We start from the raw sequence: 24,619 nt of genomic DNA, 5'->3' as shown, positions 1-24,619 counted from the left end.
TAACATGACAAAGAAAAATATAATCTCACGTTCAGCCATTTGCGGTTTAGTGTTGCTGGCTGTTAGCGGTTGCGCAAAACTGGATGAGAAACTTTACGGATCAAAATCTTTTGATGATCCTAATGCTAAAGCCGGTGCAGCCGATTTAAATGGTGTTTACTCACAGCTTTTTGGTCAAACAGACCAGGCAAATACTTACGCTTTGCAAGAGCATCCAACAGACGAAATGATGGGCCCAACCCGCGGTACAGACTGGGGTGACTTTGGTACATGGCGTAAATTGCATACCCACACCTGGACGCCTACACACAACCAGGTGAACGATACCTGGGATCAGTTAAATATCGGTGTGTTCCGTGCAACACAGGTTATTGCTACCGCTTCTGACAATAACATCAAGGCACAAGCAAGTTTCCTTCGCGCTTATTTTATGTTCCAGATTGTTGACTTATATGGCCAGGCACCTTTCCGTGATCCAAACGCACCGGTGTCATCTATTCCAACTGTTATGAGCCGCCCGGAAGCTACAGCATTCATCATCAAAGATCTTGAATTTGCTGAAGCAAACCTCGCTGCAACATCAGCCAATATTGGTGTAGCTAACAAAGCTGCAGCAGACGCGCTGCTTGCAAAGGTTTACCTTAACAAAGCGGTTTACACTGCATCTACCGTTGGTGGTCCGTTCACTTTTGTAAAAGATGATATGGATAAAGTTATCGCTTACGCTAATAAAGTAACCGCTGCCGGTTACCAGTTAGAACCTGCCGGTAAATACTTCCAGGATTTTGCCTGGGATAACTCAGAGCAATCTCGCGGTAACATATTTGGTTTTTACAACACAACTACAAGTGCGCCTGCATCAGCAAAAAATCGCTGGAGAATGGGCTTGCACTACAACCAGACACCAGATGGCTGGAACGGTTTTACTACCCTTGCTGATTTCTACAACTCATTCCAGGCAACAGATGAGCGCCGTGGTGTGGCTTATCCAGGCTTAACCGATAAAGTTGGTTTAAGGGCAGGTTTCGCTGTAGGTCAGCAATACGGTCCTGGTGGTAAAGCGTTAACCCAGCGTAGCGGTAAGCCACTTATCTTTACACCTGATGTAAACCTTAACTTCTCTACTGAGGCGCAAGGTATCCGTGTTTTCAAATACTTCCCGCAACCATCAGCCAACAATACCGTTAATGATGACAACTCATCAAACGATTACGTTATCTTACGTTACGCCGATGTAATGTTAGAGAAAGCTGAAGCTATCTTCCGTGGTGGTACTGATCCTAACGGCCAAACTGCTTTGGGTATCATGAACATGATCAGCACGCCTCGTGGTGGTAAAACTTACACTTCGGTAGCGGAAGCAGACATACTTGCTGAACGCGGCCGCGAGCTTTACTGGGAAGGTTGGAGAAGGAACGACCAGATCCGTTTCGGTAAGTTCAACGATCCGGTTGATCAGCGCCCTAACGCATCAGACAAAACACGTACTTTATACCCAATTCCTCAGCGTGCAGTTGATACCAATCCTAACCTGAAACAAAACCCGGGTTATTAATAAATTAATTGAAACAAGCTTTCTAATTAGTTATATTTGATTTTAACAGAACGTAGCAAAGAAATTTGCTACGTTCGTTTTTTGAGAGCGATTTGTAATGCTTAAGAATAACAGTTTCTTACCCCTGATTTTTATTCTTTTTAGTTTTGCCTCCTGCCATAACAGCAGTGTGAGCGATACACTTTTTTCGTTGCAGGATAATAGCAGCGTAGGGATCGATTTTGCAAATAACCTTGATGTTCAGGACCGTACCAACGTATTCTCGTTCCGAAATTACTACAATGGGGGCGGGGTTGCTATAGGCGACATCAACAATGATGGGTTAAACGATGTGTACCTTACATCAAACCAAGGGGGCAACAAGCTTTATCTGAATAAAGGTAACTGGAAGTTTGATGACATAACCGATAAAGCCGGCGTTAAGGGAACCAAATACTGGAGCACCGGGGTTACCATGGTAGATATAAACGGCGACGGCTGGTTAGATATTTATGTTTGCCACAGCGGTAATATCATTGACCGAAAGGGTAATGAGCTTTTCATCAATCAGCATAACGGAACTTTTAAAGAGGAAGCTGCGAAATACGGTCTTGTAGATAACGGACTTTCAACCCAGGCGATATTCTTTGATATGGATAACGACGGCGACCTCGACTGTTTTATCCTCAACAATTCTTTCAGGCCTATCGGTTCTTTCGATTTTAGCCAAAACCTGCGCGCAGTAGTTGATCCGCTTGGCGGCGCAAGGCTTTATCTTAACGATGGCGGGCACTTTAAAAACATTACCCAGCAGGCAGGTATCTATTCCAGCGATATTGGCTTTGGCCTGGGCGTTTCTGTAGCCGATGTAAATGATGACGGTTACCCGGATATCTACGTTTCAAACGACTTTTTTGAACGCGATTACCTATACATCAACCAGCATAACGGAACCTTTAAAGAGGATATCCAGAACCAGATGGGGCATCTGAGCCTTGCATCCATGGGATCAGACATTGCTGATATCAACAACGATGGTAACCTTGATATTTTCACTACCGAGATGCTACCCGAAGGGGACAAAAGGTTGAAGAAAATGACATCGTTCGAATCTTTCGATGTGATCAAATTAAAACAGCACGACGGTTACTTTAATCAGTTTATGCAGAACTGCCTTCAACTGAACAATGGTGATGGCACATTTTCTGAAATAGCCTTTAGCGCAGGTGTACCAGCTACCGACTGGAGCTGGGGGGCGCTTTTTTTTGATATGGATAACGATGGTTGGAAAGACATTTTCGTATCAAACGGCATATATAAAGACCTTACGGACCAGGATTATGTAGAGTTTTTGGGTAACCGTGAGAATATGGACAAGATAGCCGAGAAAAAGAAATTTGACTACAAGGATTTTACCGAGAAAATGGTTTCTACGCCGCTTGTCAACTATGCATATCACAACAATAAGGATCTTACATTTAGTAATAAGGCTATAGATTTTGGTCTTGATAAACCTTCTTTCAGCAACGGTGCTGCATACGGCGATCTGGATAACGATGGCGACAACGACTTAATAGTAAATAACGTTAACATGCCGTTGTTTATCTACAAAAGCAACGCTGAAAAACTCAAAAATAATTTTATACAAATAAAGCTACAGGGCACATCTTTGAACCGTTTTGGTGTGGGTGTAACGGTTAAGGCATTTGCCGGCAAAACTGCGCTTACTTACTACCACCAGCCAACCCGTGGTTTCCAGAGCAGTACATCACCAAATTTACTTACCATGGGTTTGGGTAAGATCAATAGGCTCGATTCTTTACAGATCATTTGGCCGGGTGGTTTATACCAAACCGTCAAAAATGTAAACGCCAACAAGATTTATACTTACAAGGTAACTGATGCAAAAAGTAAGTATAACTACGTAAAGCCTGCTGTAAAAGCAATGTTTGTTGAAACCGAGACCACCCTGTTTGATTCGATTCCAAAGCATACAGAGGATAATTTTATAGACTTTGATAAAGAGCGCTTAATGTTGCAAATGTTATCTACCGAGAACCCTTACATGGCCAAGGGAGATGTAAACAACGATGGCCTGGAAGATTTTTATTTCGGTAATTCTAAAGAAAATGCCCCAGCTATTTACATACAACAGCGCAACGGAGGCTTTAAAAAGGCTAACGTGCCTGATTTTGAAAAACAGGTGTACCTTGAGAATGCGGGCGCTGCCTTTGGCGACTTTGATGGCGATGGTGATCAGGACCTGATCATCGGGGTTGGGGGTAATGAAGAAGAGGCCGGTACAAATATTTACTATCCCCGTTTTTATGAAAACGACGGAAAGGGTAATTTTCACCGCAATGCGCAAAAGGCGATACCGGTAGCAGTAAATACTTCGGTAATAGTGGCCTGCGATTATGATAAGGATGGGCACCCAGATCTTTTTATCGGTGGCAGAAGCGTACCCGGCACCTATGGCGAATCGCCAAATTCTTACGTTATGCATAATGACGGCACCGGCCGATTTACTGATGTTACTAAACAGGTTTTAGGCACTGATAAACCGGGGATGGTAACAGGTGCCGCCTGGGCTGATCTTGATGGCAATGGCTATCCAGACCTGGTTATCGCCGGCAATTGGATGGGTGTAAATATTTATCGTAATAACGGCAGAAGTTTCACCCAGGATAAGCAATTGGAAAAATACAAAGGATGGTGGAGCAGTCTTACAATTGCCGATGTTAACGGCGACGGTAAGCCCGATATACTGGCGGGAAACCTTGGCTTAAACAGCAAGTTTAAAGCCACCCCGCAAGAACCTATGCGGCTTTTTGTTAAAGATTTTGATGGTAACGGCACAAAAGAATGCGTTGCATCTATCTATCGCGAACACCAGCCATATGTGTTTCATATGAAGCCAGATCTGGTAGGGCAAATGCCTGTTTTAAAGAAACAATATTTGCGGTATAATGATTACGCCGGAAAAACCTTCAGCGAAGTGTTTACTAATGAGATGCTAAAAGGGTCAGAAGAGCATGAAATAACCCACATGGCATCTACCATTTTTATGAACAATGGCAGTGAATTTAAGCCTGTGTTGATGCCTTACAATGCCCAGCTATCAAGTGTTAACACCATTTTATGCGATAATATTGACGGCGGAAAAACGCCTGCTGTTATACTTGGCGGCAACTTCTATGGCTTTAAGCCCGAAGTTGGAAGGCTTGATGCCAGTTACGGGCAGGTATACAGATACACGGATAATGGTTTTGAGTATTTTGCGCCTAAAGAGAGCGGCATTAAACTTGGTGGGCAGGTGCGCTCATCGCTGGTTATAAAAAGTGCTGCCGGCAAAAAATATTATCTGTTTGGGTTTAATGATGATAAGCTAAGGGCTTACAAACTACGTTAAGCAATATGCCAAAAGCAAAGCAACGGAAGCGGGAAGAGCGGAAAACGATTTACAAAAAGCTGATGATACTGTGCAGCCTTATAGGCGCCGGCCTTGCTATTTACAGTTCTTGTAAAACCCAAAAAGAAGGCAGCGGCATTTTTAAATTGCTTAGTGCAGATAAAACTAACATCAGTTTTGTTAACCGTAACATAGCTACAGATTCTGTAAACATCCTGGATTACCTGTATTTCTACAACGGAGCCGGTGTTGCTACAGCCGATTTTAATAACGATGGCTTAGAGGATATTTATTTTGTATCAAACCAGGAAAGCAATAAGCTGTACCTCAACAAAGGAAATCTGAAATTTGAAGATATTACTACTAAAGCCGGTGTTGCAGGTACAGGTAGCTGGAAAACCGGTGTTACGGTAGTAGATATAAATGGCGATGGTTACAAAGATATTTACGTAAGCGTGGTGTCTAATTTTAAAACCTTCAAAGGTAAAAACCAACTCTACATAAATAACGGAGACCTTACATTTACCGAATCTGCTGCTAAATACGGCCTGGATTTTTCGGGCTTTTCTACACAGGCATCTTTCTTTGATTATGATAAAGATGGCGACCTGGATATGTTTTTGCTTACATCATCTGTACATAGCAACGATACCTATGGCGACAGCACCCAGAGGTTTAAAGTAAGCCATGATGCAGGCGATCATCTTTTCCGCAATGATAACGGCCACTTTACCGATGTTACTGAAGGATCGGGCATCTACTCAGCGCCAATTGGTTACGGCCTTGGTGTAAGCGTAGGCGACCTTAATAACGATGGCTGGGATGATATTTATGTAAGTAACGACTTTTTTGAGCAGGATTATTACTATCTGAACCAGCGTAACGGCAAATTTAAAGAAGAACTGAAAAGCGCCTTTGGGCATACCAGTTTATTCTCCATGGGAAACACTCTTGCCGATGTAAACAAGGACGGCCACCTGGATGTGATAAGCACCGATATGCTGCCCGGCGAAATGAAGGCGCTTAAATCAACCATCAACGATGAGCCGCTGGATATTTACAATCAGGAAGTTAATGCCGGGTATTATTATCAGTATTCAAAAAATAGCCTGCAATTAAATGTAGGCAACGGGAAAAAGTTTGTAGATATTGCCCTGTACTCAGGCATGTCCGCAACAGATTGGACGTGGTCGCCACTGGTGTATGATTATGATATGGACGGCCGCAAGGATATGTTCTTTTCAAACGGCATCAAAAAACGTTTAAATGATATGGATTACCTTAAATACCTGGGCGATCCTAACGTTATAAAAGACTTTAAAACAAGTCGTTTCTTCGATAGGGAAAAAATTAACCTGATGCCTGATGGGCAGGTGCATAATTATCTCTACAAAGGTGGCGACGAATTGAAATTCAGTGATATATCTGCAGGTAACGACATGGTTCAAAATTCCATCTCGGCAGGTGCCGTTGCCGTGGACCTTGATAACGATGGCGACCTTGAATTGGTAACCAACAACATGGACGAACCGGCTTTTATCTATCAAAATTTAACGATGGAAAATGCCAGGGACGTAAAACCATCATTTATTAAATTAAATGCTAAATACACCCCGCAAAATCCGGATGCAATAGGTGCTAAGTTTTTTGTAAGGTCGCAGCAACAAGTAGATCACCAGGAGATACAAACCAGTACCGCATACGCAAGCACACAAGGTAGTAACTTGCTGTTTACGTTTGCTGCAAATGATAAGCCGTTAGAAATGATGGTGGTTTGGCCGGACAATTCTTACCAGTTGATAAAGGATTTCGCAATGGGTAAGAAAACGGTTATAAATTACAAAAAAGAAAATACCCAATCATCTGCAGATATCAGCACAACAATTAATGATTTTATCAAAGGTGAACAGCAGTTTAGTTATGTTGATGTAAAGGCAACTGTTTTAGCCAATGTTGCACCCTTTGAAACACCAGATTTTAACTACTACAATTTACTACCCCATAGCTACCTGCCACATGTTCCCGCCATTGCAGTAGCTGATGCCAACAATGATGGGATAGAAGACATTTATGTTGGCGGTATAGCCGGGGAAGATAAATACATTTTAGCCGGCAATAAGGATGGGAAGTTTAACAAAATTGCTGTGGAAGCGTTTGGTGCCTTTAAAGATATGGCCGACGTTGATGCGGAATGGATGGATGTTAACGGCGATGGCTTAAAGGACCTGGTGGTGTTAAGTGCCAGTCATCCGTTTGCTGAGGTTGAAAAACGTAATCAGCCACGGTTGTTTATCAATAAGGGTAATCTTAAGTTTGAGGCTAAAGCATTACCAAAGATAGCTGCCCAGCCATCGCAGGTATTCAACTATGATTTTAATGGCGATGGTTTGCAGGATATGATGCTGGTAAGCGCTGTGCCGTTCCGTAATTACACCATGGAGTCGGAATCAGTGGTGTTGCTTAACAACAGAAATGGAGATTTTATTGTTGCACCCAAAAGTGCCTACAAGGAACTTACCAGTTTAAAATTCGTGACAGATATAAGCGCGACCGACGTAAACGGCGATGGTGTAAAGGATGTTGTTGTGAGCGCTGAGTGGCAACCGCTGCAGGTGTTTATCAACAAAAATAAAAAAATAAGCAGACAGGCGATTCCAGGGCTTGATAAAGCTAAAGGCTGGTGGCAAACAGCGTTGGTAACAGATATTGATGGCGATGGCAAAGCTGATATACTTGGTGGCAATTGGGGGCTGAATAACAAATACAATGTTACGCCCGAGCAACCGCTTTACGCTTACAACAGCGATGTTGATAATGATGGCAAAAACGACCTCATAGTATCTTATTACTACGAAGGCAAATACTATCCTTTTCGCCCCAAAAATGATCTGGAGCAGGAATTGCCTTTCCTGAAAAAGGAATTCTTAAGCTTCCAGAAGATGGCAGATAAAACTACCGAAGAAATATTTAAAGATCAGTTGGATAACAATAGCCGATTAGAAGCTAATCAATTTAATACCATGTTCTTTAGCAACATGATGAACAGTAAAGACGGAGTTGCCCTCCCATATCTTTATCAGCAGGCGCCTGTAAAAAAAATCGTATCTCTCAATAATGAAGAGAACGATATCTTGCTCAATGGCAATTTTTGGGGTGTTGTACCTTACGAAGGGAAATACGATGCGCTGGGTCTTGTCTCAACGCATTATGACAAGAACACAAAGCAATTCAGCAAGCCGCAATATTGGGTAAATGCACTTATCAATTCGCAGGAGTTAACGCATTTTTATCCTTATAAAACCGTTACAGGCAGCAGTTTCATAGCTACAACTTATGATGGTAAACTGGTTTTAGTAACCAGATAGCTAAAAGATAGGCGACGATAGTATTGTAATCCACTTAGCCGTATCAGGCTGTAACATCCTATCGGTGACCAATAGTTCATACGGCATGGCCGGTGAAGTAAGATGATGGTCTTTTTGATATTGTTTCAATTTCCTGAAAGCGTTTTTAACGGTTTGTGGTCCGCCGGTAATGGTGGTTTGTAAGGTATTGCCGCCCAAAACCATTTTATTAACAAAGATATCTTTGTTGCCGGTAACAGGTTTATCAACAGGCAAGGCAACCATCACTTGGTAGGCGTGGTCGTCTGTTTGATGCACATTAAGCATGGGAACACCTGTTTGTTTTATATTTTGTTGCTTGGCGTAAAGTTTAAGCTTATCTACAAATTGATATACCAAATTGCTTTGAGGGTATTCCTTTAAGTTTGTAGTGGTAACCAGCATAAACTCAGTCATTATCTTTTCAACTCTGAATTTAAATCCATAAATGTTACTATCTGTCTGCATAAACTTTTTAAAGCTTACCAGTATCTGCTGCATATCATCACGCAGCTTTCTCATTGCAAAATATTGTTTAACGCGTGTGATCGGATTTAAGGAGCTTTGTATTTCGGCGTTCCATTGAACGTTACAGGCAATTTCTTCAGTACTGTTGTAGCTGAGTTTGCTATCTGCATCTAAATCTCCCTTTTTTAATTTGGCCATTACACTGCCATAGGTGCTATGGTGCAGCTTAACATCAATTTCTTGGAAAGTGTAATTTACGCTATCGTTAGTTTTAATTTTACCCGGCCACCATTTTTGCCAGGCTGCTTTGTTTACTAAAAATCGGGCTACGTTTAAATCATTAGCATCAACCTCTACGTTGCTGGTTACCTTTATATATTGTGGTATGATAAAGTAGATACTTACAACAAAAAGAAAAAGCAGGGCGGTGATTAGTAGAGCCGGTTTCTTCATAATTTATACAGCAAATTGGCACCAATAGCGCTTATTGGCAAGGGGCTAAAATTAGCTATTTAAAGTGGTAAAAATGAACCTTGAAATGCTGCCTAATAGCCACAAAAGCTTTATATTTATCTTTTAAATATAAACACCAATTTGAAGTTGTACCGCGGTTGCAGCTTTGTATATACCTGTTTTTTAAGCTATGAAGCGTTTTTTATTACTGATTGCCTGTATTGCGGCCTTGGTTTCGTCATGCAAAAAAGCCGACTACCAAAAGGTTACTCATAACCCCGAACTTTATCGTATTACCGTCAAAAAGCTTAATGATATCGTATTAGAAAATAACTTTCCGCCCGTAATCGCCTCACGTAATTACGTATATGCCAACATTGCCGCATATGAAGTAATTGCTGCCGGCGACCCTAAGCATTACCGCTCTCTGGCAGGGCAGATCAAACATATGCCCGCCATGCCTAAGCCCGAAAAAGGCAAGGATATAGATTTTCAATTTGCTTCATTGCTATCCTTCTGCTATGTGGGTAACGCTGTTACTTTCCCGGAGGGAAGTATGTTTACTTATGTTGATGAATTGAAGCAAAAAGCAAAAGATGCAGGTATGCCATCTGATGTTTTTGAAAATTCTGTAACGTATTCAGATTCTGTGGCCAAGGCAATTATGCGTTGGAGTAAGAAAGATAATTATGCGCAAACACGTTCGGCCAGCAAATATACTGTAGTACGTAAAGACGGTCGCTGGATACCTACTCCGCCAATGTACGCTCAAGCGCTTGAGCCTCACTGGGGAGAGATAAGGCCGATGGTATTAGATTCGGCATCGCAGATACCTGCACCCGAGCCACCGCCCTACAACATGGCGGACAAGAACAGCGTGTTTTATAAGAGCGTAATGGATGTTAAAGGAAAAGTGGATAGCCTTACAACAGACCAAACCCACATGGTCGATTTTTGGGATGATAACGCTTTTAAACTGAACGTTATAGGCCATGCCTCTTTCGCCACCAAAAAATTTGGACCGGCAGGGCATTGGATGAACATTGCGGGTATTGGTTCAAAAATGACCAATGCTGATTTTAACACCACCGTAGCGGCTTACACAAAGGCTTCTATCGCGCTGTTTGATGCCTTTATTAATTGCTGGTACATTAAATATCAATCAAATAGTGTACGCCCCGAAACGGTGATCAACAAACTCATCGATCCTGACTGGAAACCACATATCCAAACACCCCCGTTTCCTGAATATATTAGCGGGCATGCAGTAATATCAGCTGCAGCTGCAGAGACTTTGACTGATAGTTTTGGTGATAAAAAAGCTTACACCGATGCTTCTGAATCTGAGTTTGGCATACCGCCCCGTTCATTCAAGTCATTTAGGGATGCTGCACGGGAAGCATCTATGTCGCGTGTGTATGGTGGTATCCACTACAAAATAGCTTGCGACATCGGCACCCAGACCGGTATCAAAATAGGCGATCTGGTGAACCAAAAATTACAAATGAAGATCAAGTAAACCAATCGCTATACATGAGAAAGATTTTTGCTTTACTTACCGGCCTGGCCGTCACCGCTGGTGCGTTGGCCCAAAGCGTTAACCCCTGGGTTATCAAAGCCGATAAAATAGACCCTAACAACTATTACGGTATCACTGTAGCAAACGGTATGATCGGTATCGTATCATCGCCCGAGCCTTTTAAGGTTAAAAACGTTGTGCTGGCAGGTGCGTATGACCTTTACGGCCGTGGCAGGATAAGTAATTTCTTGAACAGCTTCAATCTGCTGAACATGTACCTGGAAGTAGACGGCAAACGGCTTGACGGCAAAATGGTGAGCAACTACCGCCAGGAACTGGATATGCAGCACGCCGCCATGACCACAACATTTGATTACGGCGATAAGGCAACTATTAAATATACTTATTACTCTTTGCGCCAGTTGCCATTCACTGTATTAACAGATGTAAGCATCACGGCAAAAAAGGCTATCAACATTACCGCTGCCAGTGTAATGGAAGCCCCTGACGCTTTAAAGGAAGTTCAAAATTATTATAACGAGATAGACAGGCCGCATGTAACCATCAGCCTCTTAACGTCCACAGCAAAATCGCCGACCGGCAAATTGCAACTGTGTGCTTCAACCTCGTTTTTATTTAACGAGGAGCACGGCAAAGAGCCCCGCGTTATCCACGAGATGTGGGATAACAACATGCACCTGATGAAATTCAGTAAAGCAATGAGCGCCGGGCAAACTTACAAGTACGGCGTTACAGGTTCTTCCATTACATCCGCTCATCACGCCGACCCGCTCAACGAGGCTGAACGCCTAACCATCTTCGCCAAGCTGGAGGGAAAAGACAGGCTTATCCAGTTTCACAACAAAGCCTGGTACGAGCTTTGGAAAAGCGATATTCAGATAGAAGGCGATGCGCAGGCGCAGCAGGATGTGCACAGTATGCTGTATCACCTGTACTCGTTCTCGCGTGCGGGCACGGCATTATCACCGTCGCCAATGGGTTTATCAGGATTAGGTTACAATGGTCACGTTTTTTGGGATACCGATCTTTGGATGTATCCTGCTATGCTGGTACTGCACCCGGAGATCGCGAAGTCTATGGTTGAGTACCGTTTTGAACGCTTGGAGAATGCAAGGAAGAACGCTTTTTCGCATGGATATAAAGGCGCTATGTTCCCATGGGAGAGTGCGGATAGTGGGGTAGAGGAGACACCGGTTTGGGCACTAAGTGGTCCGTTTGAACATCATATAAGCGCCGATGTAGGTAACGCAGCGTGGCTTTACTATTGCGTAACGCAGGACAAACAATGGCTGCGCGAAACAGGCTGGCCGCTACTCTCTGCCACCGCAGATTTTTGGGCAAGCCGGGTAGAACGCAATGGCCCGGGGCATTACGATATTAAAAATGTGGTGGCTGCAGATGAATGGGCCGAGAATATCGATAATAACGCCTTTACCAACGCCGCTGCAAAAGCTAACCTGATGAACGCTGCAGCCGCGGCACAAGTTTTAGGTATCCAGGCTGACACCGATTGGGTAAATGTGGCCAACAACATCCCGATCCTGAAAATGAGCAACGGCGTTACGCAGGAACATGCCCAATACAAAGGCGAAGGGATCAAACAAGCTGATGTAAACCTGATGGCCTATCCGCTTAAAACCATCACTGATCCTGCGCAGATCAAAAAAGATCTGGAATATTATGAAACCCGCGTTCCTAATGAAGGTACCCCAGCCATGACGCAGGGTGTGTTTGCCCTGCTTTACGCACGCCTTGGCAACGGGCAAAAGGCTTACCACTGGTTTAAGGATGCTTACGAGCCAAATCTCGATCCTCCTTTCCGGGTAATTGCAGAAACAAAGGGCGGCACCAACCCATATTTTGCAACCGGTGCAGGCGGTATCATCCAGGCTATGCTAATGGGTTTCGGAGGTCTGGACATTACATCAACCGGTATCACTCAGATCAGGAGCGCACTTCCTCCGAACTGGAAATCGCTTAAAATAACCGGTGTAGGGGTAGAGAAGAAAACTTATACGGTGAAATAATGGTGTTCACGTTCACGGCATGAACACCGTGAACGCCCGTGAACGCTGACAAAATTTTGTCAGTTTGTGATATATCAGTGAAGCATCAGGTCTATTTTAGTCGTAAATACTAACAAATTGTGCTTAAAATAGTTAAATAAGGATGAGTAAAGCAGCTATCATAACCGGCCTTTCAGTAATTGATACCGACCGGGTAATAGAAATGGCATGGGAAGACCGTACGCCCTTTGATGCCATTAAAGCGCAGTTTGGTTTAACGGAAAAAAATGTGATAGACCTGATGCGGAGACAAATGAAACTCAGTAGCTTTAAAATGTGGCGGGCCAGGGTGCAAAGCCGGCGCACCAAACATTCAAAATTACAGGTTGATGGAACAGACAGGTTCAAATGTAACCTTCAAAGGCAGATAACTTTGAACAAAATAAGTAAGCGGTAAATAGTAAATCGCAAATTCATTTTTTCTTTTGGCAACGGTATTTTTCTAAATTGCCTATATGAAACGTATCTGCTTGCTTATCACCTTGCTATTATCATTATCTGCATCAGCACAAACCACTATTAAGCAGGATGCCAATATTGCCGGGATGGTGAACGAGATTTCAGCAAAAAACATTGAGGCCATTGTGCGTAAACTGGTAAGTTTTAAAACACGACACACATTAAGCGATACCATAAGTAAAACAGAGGGTATAGGTGCTGCCCGTAATTGGGTCAAAGCCGAATACGAGCGATACGCAAAAGCATCCGGCGGCCGTATGACGGTGATGTTTGATGAATTTACACAGCCAAAGGGTAGCCGTATAGACAAGCCAACGCCTATGAAAAACGTTCTGGCTGTTTTAAAAGGAACTGATACTGCTGATAAACGTGTGTACATTGTTTCGGGGCATTATGATTCAAGGGCTACGGATGTAATGGATGCAAAATCTTTTGCTCCCGGTGCGGTTGATGACGCATCCGGAACGGCCGTTTCGATGGAATTGGCAAGAGTTATGGCAAAACAAAAATTCCCGGCTACCATCATATTTATGGCTGTAGTGGGCGAGGAGCAGGGGCTGTATGGTTCTGCCAACGTAGCCAAACGCGCTAAGGCTGAGGGCTGGCAGATAGATGCCATGCTGAATAACGACATTGTAGGTAATACCTACGGTATGGAAACCGGTTTAAAGGATAACCGCAGTGTTCGTGTTTTTAGCGAGGGCGTGCCTGCTGCAGAAACTGAGAAAGAAGCTGCTATTCGTAATTCTGTGGGAGGAGAAAATGATAGTCCCGCACGCGAACTGGCCCGTTATATTAAGGAAGTTGCAGAACGATATGTTGAGCAACTGGATGTGAAATTGATTTATCGCCGCGACCGATACCTGCGTGGTGGCGACCATACGCCGTTCTCTCAACAAGGTTTTACCGCGGTCCGTATCACTGAGATGAACGAAGATTTTAACCGCCAGCACCAGGACGTCCGCAAAGAAAAAGGCGTTGACTATGGTGATCTGCCCGATTTTGCCGATTACGATTATACCCAAAAGGTAGCGAGGATGAATCTATCCGTATTAGCTAACCTGGCACTTGCCCCCGGCAGGCCGCAAAATGTTGGCATTGTTACCAGCGGCTTAACCAACAAAACGCAGCTAAAATGGGAAGCACCCCAAGGCTGCAAAACACCGGCAGGTTACTATGTGTTAATGCGCGAAACCATCAGTCCGTACTGGGAAAAGAAAATATTTGTAAAAGGCACATCAACCGAGATCGGCTATTCTAAAGATAATTACCTATTTGCTGTGCAGTCTGTCGATGCAAATGGGCATGAAAGTATTCCCGTATTCCCAAAGCCTGTGAGGTGAGATTTAAATCTACAGGCAATGGTCTAAGGTTGCAGGCACTGGTCTAAGGTTGTACCTTAGACCTAAAACACAAGCAAGCTTTCAGCTTGTGTTATATCTAAATCTTCTCTTTCTTCTCCTCTGCTTCCTCAACATCATCGCTATCTGCAATTAGCGGATATTGCTGCGCATAAGCGTTTTCATCCAGTTGTATTTGCAAAAATATAGGGAAGTGGTCCGAATCATAATTGTTCAACCGCTTAAGGCTCCTTAATTTAAAATGCCTGGAGATAAACGCATGATCTAAGGGGAAACGCATAAAAAAGTGATGCGCGTTAAATGAGTTGAAGAACCCCCTGCCACGGCGTGGATCAAGCAGGCCACTCATCTTCAAGAAAAGATCGGTGGTATGGCTCCAGGCTACATCGTTAAGGTCGCCGGCTACAATAACAGGTATATTGCTTGCCTTAGCAAGATCAGCCACTAAAAGCAGTTCCTTATCCCTTTCGGTCGATCTTAGATTTTCACCAGGTGCAGGTGGCGTAGGGTGCGCTGCATAAAACTGAACCAATTGGCCATTGCGCAATTTTATCTTGGTATGTATAGACGGGATATCTTCCTCAACCAGGTAATGCACCGCCGTATCCTCCAGTTCCAATTTTGAGTATAGCAACAAGCCATACATATTCTCCAACGGAACCTTCTTTGAAAAGGGATACTTTTCAGATAAACTACTTGTTTCCGTATCCCACCTATTGTTCGCTTCCAGTAGGATCACCACGTCAGGGTCGGCTTTTGCTATCTCCTTTAAACAGCCTTGCGTGTTGGTGTTGGTTTGCAATACATTGGCTATCATGATGCTTAGGCTTTTTTCACTGTTGGTGTCCGTGGCCTTAAGAACCTGTTTTTTACCTAAAGGAGTAAAAGGGACGATAAGCCACGCCAGGTAAATAATGTTGATACCCAAAAGCAGTACTTGCAAATATTTGAAGGTAGGAGCACCATTATAAAGGGCAAGCAGCAAAATTACCGCCAATATATTTAGCAGGAGTTTTTGCAGGCGAGGGTAATCAAACACCCGAAATACCCAATAATCGTGGCGTATGAGGGGCAGCAGCGTAAAAGTAAGTAATAAGCAGGTAAATATGCCAAGGGCAGTATCCATAGGTCTCCGTTATAACGTTAAGGCTATGAGATAGCAATTCCAGGCACAAAATGTTTTAGCTCATCAAACTCTCGTTAGTTTCACAGGTGCGGTGTGGTTGGCATTCCACTGGCAAACGTAAACACTTTTATCCTCATCAATGCATACATCGTGGCCATGCATAAAGGTTGCATTTTTAGCCTGTAAGGTTTGCTGCAACAAACCATTATTATACACCGGAGCCATGCCGCCGGGGTTAGAAACTACTTTATTATCCTTATCCAAAATGGTAACAAAGCCCGATCCGTCGAACTGCTTGCCCTGCGCGTTTTTAGACCAGCACACGCCAGCGTAGATATTGTCGTCGTTGATCACAGCGCGGCAAACATACATACCGGGCAGATCGATACGTTTAATGAATTTGCCATCCATGGTGAATACTTTAAAGCAGTTTTCCTCGCGCGAAGTGCAAATGAGGACAGGGTTGTTTTTATCCCGTGTATCCACCGTAATACCATGTGCATTGCGCAGATTATGATCAGGGTTGGTGTTGTGATGACCACCAAAGTGGCGGATATATTGCCCTTTGGCGTTATATCGGATGATATAATCAGATCCATAACCATCGGCCACATAAATATCGCCGTTGGGCGCTACTGCCGTTTCGGTAGGTTTAAAAGGCTCATCATCTTTATAGATACCGATGGTGCGCGGGTGACCAATAGAAAATATCAGTTTGCCATCGGTAGTGGTTTTTAAAACCTGGCCGGCTTGCCCGTAGGTGCCGCCGGTGCGGTCTAACGCCCAACCGCAATCGGTAAGCAAAAGAAAATCCTCACCGCCTTCTTTGCTGATGGTGAGGCCGTGTCCGCCGGGTAGCGAGGTGCCCCAGTAATCGAGCAACTTGCCCGATTTATCAAAAATGAGCACGTTGTTATGCGTATGGTCGCCCAGCATAATTAAACGTCCCTTGCTGTCCTGTACCATTTCGTGGCAGTTGGCAAGCGGCGTATTGTTTACGCTTATTTTAGCCCAGCCTTTGTCAACCTTGTAGGTAAATCCATTATGGCCGATAAGCTGATTGTCAGCAGGTTTATCTTTATGCAGTATGGTGATACCTTTGGCGGTTGATGCGGTGGTGGCTGCAGCAGTTACGATAGCGGCCGATTTTAAGAAGCCTCTGCGGGAGTTGTTCATAAACAGGTATAAATGGTATTAATCCAAAAATACGCGTATTGGCTGTTTATGCAAGTCAAACTATAAATAAATGGTGATTAATCCTCGTCGTTTTTCAACTGATCGAGTTTTAGGAAACGGCGCACCAGCCTGAAGATGATGTATACACATATTGGCGCCGCCACAACATCAATGGTGTAATGGATGTGTTGTACCAATAACAGCACCATCAGGATAGCTGCTGAAATAAAGGCTACTATCTTATCATTACGCTTTTCTAAACACAGGTAGATAAGCACCATGGTAGAGGTATGGCCCGAGAAGAACAGATCGCGGGTGATGACGGTATTGCCGTAAAAGAAACCGGTCAAGGGGTCAATCAAATGGATAAGGCCCTTTGGGGGATCCAAGGAGACAAACAAGATGGTAAGCATCCTGGCCAGGTTAACAAATATCAACGACCATACGTAATTGATGTAAATAACCGGGTTATACAATGCCCTGATCAGGATAAGCAAACCCATTCCCCATATCAAAGTAAAGATAATGATGGAGACATCATGGGCCGGGATATGATCAAGCACCCAGTCGTTAAGTTCAGTACCTTTTCTGTTTTGGATATAGTTAAAGAAGAACGGCATCCCAAGCAGCATAACTGCCACGATAGACGAACCTATAAGCAGCTTATCGCGTTTTCTGGGCGATTGCAAAGCAGATACCCATGCTTCCTTAATAGTCCTCTTATGTTTCGGTGCCACTGTATAAATTAAAAGAGCGCAAAGTTAAAAAAAAGGCATCAATATTAAGGAGTAGTTATCTCAATATAAAGTTGGGGTTATTTACGCATTCCTCCATTATGAAAAGTAATCTCCCCTCTTTGCGCAGCAGAAAGAGGGCAGGGGGTGAGTAAACTATTTTTCATTACCCAGGCAACCCGAGGCATTATACTAAGCGTAATCACTATAAAAACCACCAAATACATTTTGATATGAAAAAGTACATTTTAGGTATTTCGTTGATGTTTGCTGTAATTGTAATTGCCGTTGCAGCATGCTCAAAATCAAATAGCAACCCAACGCCTTCGTCGCCAACAACGCCAACAACGCCGGGCGGTGGTACCACCAATGCGGTAAGTATTAAAAACTTTGCCTTCTCACCGGCAAGTATCACCATTAAAAAAGGGCAAAGCGTTACCTGGACAAACGAAGACTCCGCCCCGCACACAGCGACTGAAGATGCGAATGCTTTTGACAGTGGCAGCCTGGCTACCGGCGCAAAGTACAGCAGATCATTTGATGCAACGGGCACATATACCTATCACTGCACGTTCCACTCGAGCATGGTGAACGCAAAGGTGATAGTTACAGATTGATCAGAATTTTTATTAGCCGATAAGTAGAATAGTGTAGATTGCGTAGCCCCGAAAGGGGCTTTTTTATTTTAAACCGAAAGCTTGTTTTACCTAAATTATTTAAGCTTTCACAACTTATAGTTATAACATGTTTTAAACTTTAACCTTAAATGGTACGTATTTTAATTAAGTTGTTTGAAATTTGATTGAATAACGGAAATTAGCAAACCTAATTTGTAACGATGCAGCAACCACCAGTACCGCAGAATGAAATGGAAAGGGTTTTAGAACTTTCCGATTACGATCTTGATTACACCAGCTTTCAAGACTCTTTTAAAGATCTGGCCAAGCTTGCAGCAAAGGTGGCAGGCACTAATATATCACTGGTAAACCTGATAGATTCATTTACCCAGTGGAGTATTACCAACCACGGCCTGGATATTGAACAGATGCCGAGGGAAGAATCGGTGTGCCAGTACACCATTATGGGTGATAGCTCATTTGAAATTAAGGACCTTACAGCCGATGACAGGTTTAAAGATCGTTTTTATGTAACGGGTAATCCTAACGTTAAATATTACTTTGGTGTTCCGCTTACCACAGAGGAAGGCCGTAACATAGGCGCACTTTGTGTGCTTGACCAGGACGTGAAAACACTTTCGCCTGAAAAGGTTGAACTTCTTAAGATCATCGCTAATGAGATAGTTAACCGCTTAAGGGCGCATAAGGTAATTGTTGCGCTTAGAGGCAAACTCAAGGAAGCTAATGAGACCAAAAAGAAGGTGGCCCACGATATTCGCGGCCCTTTGGGCGGTATAATTGGCTTAGCGCAAGTAATCAGCGAGCAGGGGCACGAGAACGAAATTGACGAAGTATTGGAATTTATCAACCTCATACAACGTAGTGGTCGCTCACTGTTAGAGCTGGCAGACGAGATACTTACCGTGGAGGCACCTACCCGTGAGCTTAAAAGTGACGAATTCAATTTAGTTGTGTTGAAGGAAAAACTGGAACAGCTTTACATGCCGCAAGCGCGTACCAAGGGCATCAATTTCACTATCAACACTTCGGTTAACGCTGCGACAATACCTTTCTCGCGTAATAAGCTGCTGCAGATCATTGGTAACCTGATCTCCAATGCCATGAAGTTTACGCCTAAGGATGGAAGGATAGGAGTCGATCTAAGCCTAAAACAGGGCGAAACTGAAAATATTTTACAGGTTAACGTAACCGATACAGGTGTAGGGCTAAGTAAAGATGCAATAGAAAAGATATTGAGCGGTAACGCAAAATCAACCGATGGTACCGGCGGGGAGCACGGTTACGGCTTTGGTTTGGCTTTGGTGAAACACCTCGTAGAATCGTTAAAAGGCAACATGCGTATTTATTCTGAGCAGGGCAAAGGCGCCAGTTTTGAGATATTACTGCCCCAAACAGTTAACAAGTAACCTTTTTAATACACGTTTTGCTGCTTGCTTTTATTTGATAACTTTGGTTTAAACCACATTATCAAACCAAAAACTTATTTAATGGAAAAGCAACATTTAAGCAGGCGCCGTTTTATCGCCACGGGTGCGTTTGCCGCAGGCGGATTGTTACTGGCCTCAAAAGCTGGCAAAGCTTTCGGTTTCGCCGGTGCATGGGCTAAGCCAAATTCAATGATCAATGGTGTGCAGATAGGTGTTATCACCTATTCGTTCCGCAGCCTGCCGGGTACGGCCTAGGATCTGCTTAAGTATTGCCTCGATTGCAACATTAACGCCATTGAACTAATGGGCGACGCCGCCGAAGAGTACGCTGGCGCACCTAAGCGTGATGTCGCCCAAAGCTGGCAGGATTTTGCCCCAAAAATGGCCGAGTGGCGTGCATCGGTATCGATGGACAGGTTCAAAGAACTGCGCAAGATGTACAACGATGCCGGCGTAACCATCTACGCTTGGAAACCTAATGCCCTAGGTGCCAAAAACACCGATGCTGAGATTGATTACGCTTTTAACGCGGGCAAAGCCTTGGGTTGCACACATGTAACCGTTGAGCTGCCGGACGAAGCGCAAACCAAACGCCTTGGCGACCTGGCTGCCAAGCATAAAATGGTGGTAGGTTACCACGCTCATACGCAGGCAACACCTACTTTGTGGGATACCGCTTTAAGCCAATCAAAATACAACGGCATTAACCTGGATATTGGTCACTATGCATCGGGCACAAGCAGCAGCCCGGTACCGTTCATCGAGAAATATCACGACCGCATTACCAGTATGCACATTAAAGACCGCAAATTTCATGACGGCCCAAATGCGCCATGGGGTGAAGGCGATACACCAATAAAAGAGGTGCTGCAATTGATGAAGAAAAACAAATACAAATTCCCGGCTACTATAGAGCTTGAGTACAAAATACCAGATGGCTCTGATGCTGTTGCCGAAGTGAAAAAATGCCGTGCCTATGCCGCTGCCGCGTTAGCGTAAATTAGTATGTCAGTGTGAACTTGTATAAGACCTTCTGATTAGCGATGGTTCCACAAGCTCACCACGACTCGTCTATTTGCCATGTTGTATATACCAACATGGCCTTTTTATTTTATCTTAGTCTCCATGAAAAAACTCCTTTACCTTTTCCTTTTGATGATCGCAGCCAGCGGTTGTCATAAAGCCATTTATGATATGAACCGCGGCGAGCTGAAGATCGCCAAGAAAGACACCTACCAGGTAGAGTATATTACAGATATACCTGCAGGTGCAAAAGCAAAAATGTATTACATAGGTGCCAAAAACGTGCAATACTATGAAGAAGAATACATCGGCAAATTTGATAAAACTTACACCATCAAATCGGGCAAGGCTATAAAGTTCACGGTTGATGCCAAATTACCCAAAACAACACCCGAGTTGAGCGTGCGCACCATGGTGAAGGTTGACGGTGAGGTTGTTACAGATCAAACGCAATCCGGTACCAATGTTAATTTTAGCTTTCAATTCAAATTGCCATAAATGGTATACCCGCAGCTTATTGCTCATATCAACCGCCACGTATCGCTTACGCCTGATGAGGAGGTTCTATTGTGCGATAGTATGCAGTTGCTTAGCGTAAAAAAGAAACATATCATCCTTGAACCGGGCAAACAGTGCAAAGGCGAATACTTTGTTTTGAGCGGGCTGCTACGCCAGTACTACGTTAATGCTAAACTTAATGAGCAAATAGTACAGTTTGCGCTGGAGAACTGGTGGATTGCCGACCATGACAGCCTGGTGAATGATGTGCCGGCCACAACTTATATCCAGACAATTGAAGCCTCTGAGATATTGTTGCTGCCTGCCAAAGACAAGGAACGTTTACTTGCCGAAATACCTGCTTTGCAAAAGTATTTCAGGCTGATGATGCAGCGCGCATTTGTGGCTTCGCAACGCCGCATAGGCTTCCTGTTCAATCAAACGGATGAAGAACGATATCGCTACTTCATCAGCCTGTTCCCCGATTTTGTGCAGCGCGTACCGCAATACATGCTGGCCTCTTACTTGGGTTTTACGCCGCAATTTCTGAGCAGGATAAGAGCGAAAAGAGAGTCAGGAAATTAAGAATCAAGACAAAGAACCCTGTATCTTGATTCCTGATTCCTGTCGTCTTGGTTCTCTTTCTTAAACTTAGTTCATTTTTTGAGGGGGTGTTTGTTCGCAATTTTGGTTTAACAAATCAAAACAAACTACACCATGAAAAGAGTAGATCTATTTAAGACCCTTCCGGAAGCTTACAAAACGTTTCTTGTGCTTGAGAACTATGTGAACAGCACAGAACTTACGGCTATACACAAAGAACTGATCAAAATACGTGCATCTCAGCTTAATGGCTGTGCCTTTTGCCTGGATATGCATAACCGTGATGCACGCAAACTGGGCGAGACCGAGCAACGCCATTATACCGTTAGCGCCTGGAGAGATACGCCATTTTTCGATGAGAAAGAGCAAGCCATCCTTGCCTTTGTTGAGGAAGCTACACTGATAAGCAAAGGAGGTGTATCTGAAGCCACCTATGCCAAAGCCGCTGAAGTATTAGGCGAAAAGTACGTGGCGCAGGTATTGGTGGCCGTTATTGCAATCAACAGCTGGAACCGCATCGCCATCAGCACGCACATGCAGCCTGCTTTACAAAAGTAATTTAACCCGGTACTTTATTCTTGAAAAGCCACATAGCTTAACTATGTGGCTTTTGCATTTATCTGCTAACGTTTATCGATCACCGGGAACAGCGAAATGCGCAGCCTTGTACAACCATAAGGTATCAGTGTGAGTTCTTCCTCGTTCTTATCTGTTACAAAGTTCCAGATGTTACCGTAGGGCTGGGGGCCGGCCGTTTCATTATATAACTGCCAGGTAGGGATGCGCCTGCCCTTGGTTTTGAGCTGGATAGGGGCCGCGGCTTGCGTCCATGGGTAATTGCCTGCCGGCTTAACGTTCTCAACTTTGTAAGCTTCGGCCAGTTTATTGTCATCCACACGTATCAAACCGTAGTTCCAGGGTGTGGTAGGCAGCACTTCTAAATAAGTGCTGCCATATTCCTGCGGGTCTTTGGTGTTTTGCACTTGCTTTTCCTGCTCACCTATTTTTAATGCGTAAACTATCGGGCCACGCTCTACCGACATTGAATTTTCATACCAGGTATTTTTGAAAATATGCATCGGCAGGGTTAGCTCTACCACGTCACCGCTTTTCCAGGTACGGTTAAGTTTAATAGTTTCCCCGGCTTTTGCCTGCTGTACTTCCCTGCCATTTACTTTAACGTTGGCAAGGGTACACCATTTTGGCACCCTCAATTCAAACGGAAACACCGCCTTGGTTTGCTTTTTATCAAAATTGATGGTGAATTTAATGGCCTCATCAAATGGATAATTGGTCTCTTCCCTGATATTTACTTTGGTATGACCCGCTACAACTGCCTCTACTTCGCTGGCAGAATATACCAGGGCGGCAATGCCTTTATCCGGCGTGGCATACCATAGATTTTGCACAAATTTTGGCCATCCCTGGTGCATGTTTGATGTGCAGCAAGGGTAGCCTGTTAGTAAGCCGTAGCAAACGTCGGTACCATCGTGGTTAACATCGAAGTTGCGGGTTTGGCGGGTAAGCATTACCTGGTTAGCCTGCTGAAAATACTGGTGCGTGTTGTAATCTGCGCTGATCTGGGTAGGCAAGGCATTAAAGGCAATGCGCTCAAGATGGTCGGCGTAGTTAAGGTCGCCGGTTATTGAAAGGCCGTTTTCCAGCGTGTACATCATTTCCACGGCGGTACAAAGCTCTGATCCCTGCGTTGGGTTATTGCCATGTAAGGATTCATCGGCACCGAACAAACCGGGTACTGATTCATCAAATTTGCGCAGGTCTTTAAAGGCTTTAACCATGGCATCAGTATAACGCGCCTCGGGGTGGTGCTGGTAATAAACTATCGGTTCCTTCATTCCCTCGGCAAGGTTAACGCCGTGGATGCTATAATCGGTTGATAGCAGATCGGTGTTCAGGAAAGCGTTGGTGTAATCAAACGTTTGCTTGTGGATCAGGTCGCCCAGGTTGAGCAAAAATTTATCGCCCGTAATATTGTATAACCAGTACACCATCGCCAGGTTCTCGCCACCGCGGTAACGCGCCCAAAAGGTCCAGTGGTCCAGTGGTTTCGATGGCAGTTCCTTTAACTGATATTTAAAGTAGTTAGTCATCAGGTTTATTACCCGTTTATCGCCCGTGGCAGAATAATATTGCTGCAACACTTTAAGCATAACCATTTTAGGCCACCAGTCTTGTGCGTTATCGCGCTGTATGCCGCGCTCGGGGCCAAGGTCATGTGATGGTCCAAAATAACCATCCGGGCGCTGGCTTTTTATACTCCACTCTATCCATGGTTTTACTTTGGCTATAAGTTGTTTATCCTGTAGTATGTAAGCCAATGGCAGTAGGCCATCTATCCAATAAGGGCCACGTTCCCAAAGGTCGCCGTCCCCGCCCAGCCATCCGTTTCTTTTGCCCATTACCAGTGGATAAAGGTTGTCAAGGTTACCGGTGGCACCGTTTTTAGCACGCACCAGCATTTCGCGCAGCCAGCCTTGTGGCTTTATAGCACCCAGCGGAAGCTCGATATAAGGATTTTGCCTTAGCGGTGCTTTAGCCATAGTATACCGTGTAGAAGTACTTTTGACTTGCGCAGAAGCCCATAGATTACACGCCGCCAATGCCAGCGTTAGGGTTAACTTTATTCTCATAAAATAGGTTTTAAGGACTCGACCACACAATAATAGTCAAATAGACAGTTAAAACAAAGGGTCTGTT

The 24,619-nt window shown here is 44.1% G+C and carries 19 protein-coding genes; 14 read left to right on the top strand and 5 right to left on the bottom strand.

Annotation, left to right across the window (positions count from 1 at the left end; translation table 11 throughout):
- Positions 1-4 precede the first annotated feature (4 nt).
- From INP83_RS18980 to INP83_RS18970, 3 genes are all read left to right on the top strand, one after another.
- On the top strand, positions 5-1,555 hold the full coding sequence (locus tag INP83_RS18980; protein WP_219125507.1) for a RagB/SusD family nutrient uptake outer membrane protein: 1,551 nt from the start codon (positions 5-7) through the stop codon (positions 1,553-1,555).
- A 169-nt stretch (positions 1,556-1,724) separates the two neighbouring features.
- Positions 1,725-4,946, top strand: coding sequence for a VCBS repeat-containing protein (locus tag INP83_RS18975; RefSeq protein ID WP_219125506.1), 3,222 nt, complete (start codon positions 1,725-1,727; stop codon positions 4,944-4,946).
- 5 nt (positions 4,947-4,951) lie between these two features.
- A complete protein-coding gene (locus INP83_RS18970) occupies positions 4,952-8,311 on the top strand; it encodes a VCBS repeat-containing protein (protein WP_219125505.1) in 3,360 nt (1,119 codons plus the stop codon).
- Here the strand turns inward: INP83_RS18970 and INP83_RS18965 are convergent, their stop codons facing one another.
- Positions 8,312-9,250, bottom strand: a complete 939-nt coding sequence (locus INP83_RS18965; RefSeq protein ID WP_219125504.1) for a hypothetical protein — start codon at positions 9,248-9,250, stop codon at positions 8,312-8,314.
- A 190-nt stretch (positions 9,251-9,440) separates the two neighbouring features.
- Between INP83_RS18965 and INP83_RS18960 the strand changes: the two genes are divergently transcribed.
- The 4 genes from INP83_RS18960 (at position 9,441) to INP83_RS18945 (ending at position 14,658) form a co-directional block, all read left to right on the top strand.
- Complete coding sequence (locus tag INP83_RS18960; protein WP_219125503.1) at positions 9,441-10,769, top strand: vanadium-dependent haloperoxidase; 1,329 nt, start codon at positions 9,441-9,443, stop codon at positions 10,767-10,769.
- Between the two features lie 14 nt (positions 10,770-10,783).
- On the top strand, positions 10,784-12,817 hold the full coding sequence (locus INP83_RS18955) for a glycoside hydrolase family 65 protein (protein ID WP_219125502.1): 2,034 nt from the start codon (positions 10,784-10,786) through the stop codon (positions 12,815-12,817).
- Positions 12,818-12,959: 142 nt separating this feature from the next.
- Positions 12,960-13,253 carry a TIGR03643 family protein gene (locus tag INP83_RS18950; RefSeq protein WP_146270725.1) on the top strand — a complete coding sequence of 98 codons (294 nt, stop codon included), beginning with the start codon at positions 12,960-12,962 and terminating at the stop codon, positions 13,251-13,253.
- A gap of 58 nt (positions 13,254-13,311) precedes the next feature.
- On the top strand, positions 13,312-14,658 hold the full coding sequence (locus INP83_RS18945; protein ID WP_219125501.1) for a M20/M25/M40 family metallo-hydrolase: 1,347 nt from the start codon (positions 13,312-13,314) through the stop codon (positions 14,656-14,658).
- 97 nt (positions 14,659-14,755) lie between these two features.
- Here INP83_RS18945 and INP83_RS18940 read toward each other — a convergent pair whose 3' ends face one another.
- The 3 genes from INP83_RS18940 to INP83_RS18930 all read right to left on the bottom strand — a co-directional run bounded on the left by INP83_RS18940 (position 14,756) and on the right by INP83_RS18930 (position 17,715).
- Positions 14,756-15,802: an endonuclease/exonuclease/phosphatase family protein gene (locus INP83_RS18940; protein ID WP_219125500.1), complete on the bottom strand. Its 1,047-nt coding sequence runs from the start codon at positions 15,800-15,802 to the stop codon at positions 14,756-14,758.
- A gap of 63 nt (positions 15,803-15,865) precedes the next feature.
- Positions 15,866-16,978 (bottom strand): twin-arginine translocation signal domain-containing protein, encoded by a 1,113-nt coding sequence (locus INP83_RS18935; protein WP_219125499.1) that lies wholly within the window; start codon positions 16,976-16,978, stop codon positions 15,866-15,868.
- A 77-nt stretch (positions 16,979-17,055) separates the two neighbouring features.
- Positions 17,056-17,715, bottom strand: a complete 660-nt coding sequence (locus INP83_RS18930; RefSeq protein WP_219125498.1) for a sphingomyelin synthase family protein — start codon at positions 17,713-17,715, stop codon at positions 17,056-17,058.
- A gap of 230 nt (positions 17,716-17,945) precedes the next feature.
- Here INP83_RS18930 and INP83_RS18925 point away from each other — a divergent pair, with 230 nt between their 5' ends.
- The 7 genes from INP83_RS18925 (at position 17,946) to INP83_RS18895 (ending at position 22,459) form a co-directional block, all read left to right on the top strand.
- Positions 17,946-18,329, top strand: a complete 384-nt coding sequence (locus INP83_RS18925) for a cupredoxin family copper-binding protein (RefSeq protein WP_219125497.1) — start codon at positions 17,946-17,948, stop codon at positions 18,327-18,329.
- A gap of 221 nt (positions 18,330-18,550) precedes the next feature.
- Positions 18,551-19,756 carry a GAF domain-containing sensor histidine kinase gene (locus tag INP83_RS18920; protein WP_219125496.1) on the top strand — a complete coding sequence of 402 codons (1,206 nt, stop codon included), beginning with the start codon at positions 18,551-18,553 and terminating at the stop codon, positions 19,754-19,756.
- Positions 19,757-19,837: 81 nt separating this feature from the next.
- Positions 19,838-20,032 carry a hypothetical protein gene (locus INP83_RS18915; RefSeq protein WP_219125495.1) on the top strand — a complete coding sequence of 65 codons (195 nt, stop codon included), beginning with the start codon at positions 19,838-19,840 and terminating at the stop codon, positions 20,030-20,032.
- A 48-nt stretch (positions 20,033-20,080) separates the two neighbouring features.
- Positions 20,081-20,776 (top strand): sugar phosphate isomerase/epimerase, encoded by a 696-nt coding sequence (locus INP83_RS18910; RefSeq protein WP_219125494.1) that lies wholly within the window; start codon positions 20,081-20,083, stop codon positions 20,774-20,776.
- 126 nt (positions 20,777-20,902) lie between these two features.
- The gene (locus tag INP83_RS18905; protein WP_146270710.1) at positions 20,903-21,298 is read left to right on the top strand and encodes a hypothetical protein; all 396 of its coding nucleotides are present in this window, start codon (positions 20,903-20,905) and stop codon (positions 21,296-21,298) included.
- The gene (locus INP83_RS18900) at positions 21,299-21,883 is read left to right on the top strand and encodes a Crp/Fnr family transcriptional regulator (RefSeq protein ID WP_219125493.1); all 585 of its coding nucleotides are present in this window, start codon (positions 21,299-21,301) and stop codon (positions 21,881-21,883) included.
- Between the two features lie 132 nt (positions 21,884-22,015).
- A complete protein-coding gene (locus INP83_RS18895; protein WP_219125492.1) occupies positions 22,016-22,459 on the top strand; it encodes a carboxymuconolactone decarboxylase family protein in 444 nt (147 codons plus the stop codon).
- 65 nt (positions 22,460-22,524) lie between these two features.
- Here INP83_RS18895 and INP83_RS18890 read toward each other — a convergent pair whose 3' ends face one another.
- Positions 22,525-24,552, bottom strand: coding sequence for a beta-L-arabinofuranosidase domain-containing protein (locus INP83_RS18890; protein ID WP_219125491.1), 2,028 nt, complete (start codon positions 24,550-24,552; stop codon positions 22,525-22,527).
- Positions 24,553-24,619 lie beyond the last annotated feature (67 nt).

Source organism: Mucilaginibacter sp. 21P, from assembly GCF_019331605.1.
Classification (GTDB): Bacteria; Bacteroidota; Bacteroidia; order Sphingobacteriales; family Sphingobacteriaceae; genus Mucilaginibacter; species Mucilaginibacter achroorhodeus.
Note: the sequence above shows the minus strand (reverse complement) of the source record. Positions and strands in the feature narration are given on the sequence as shown.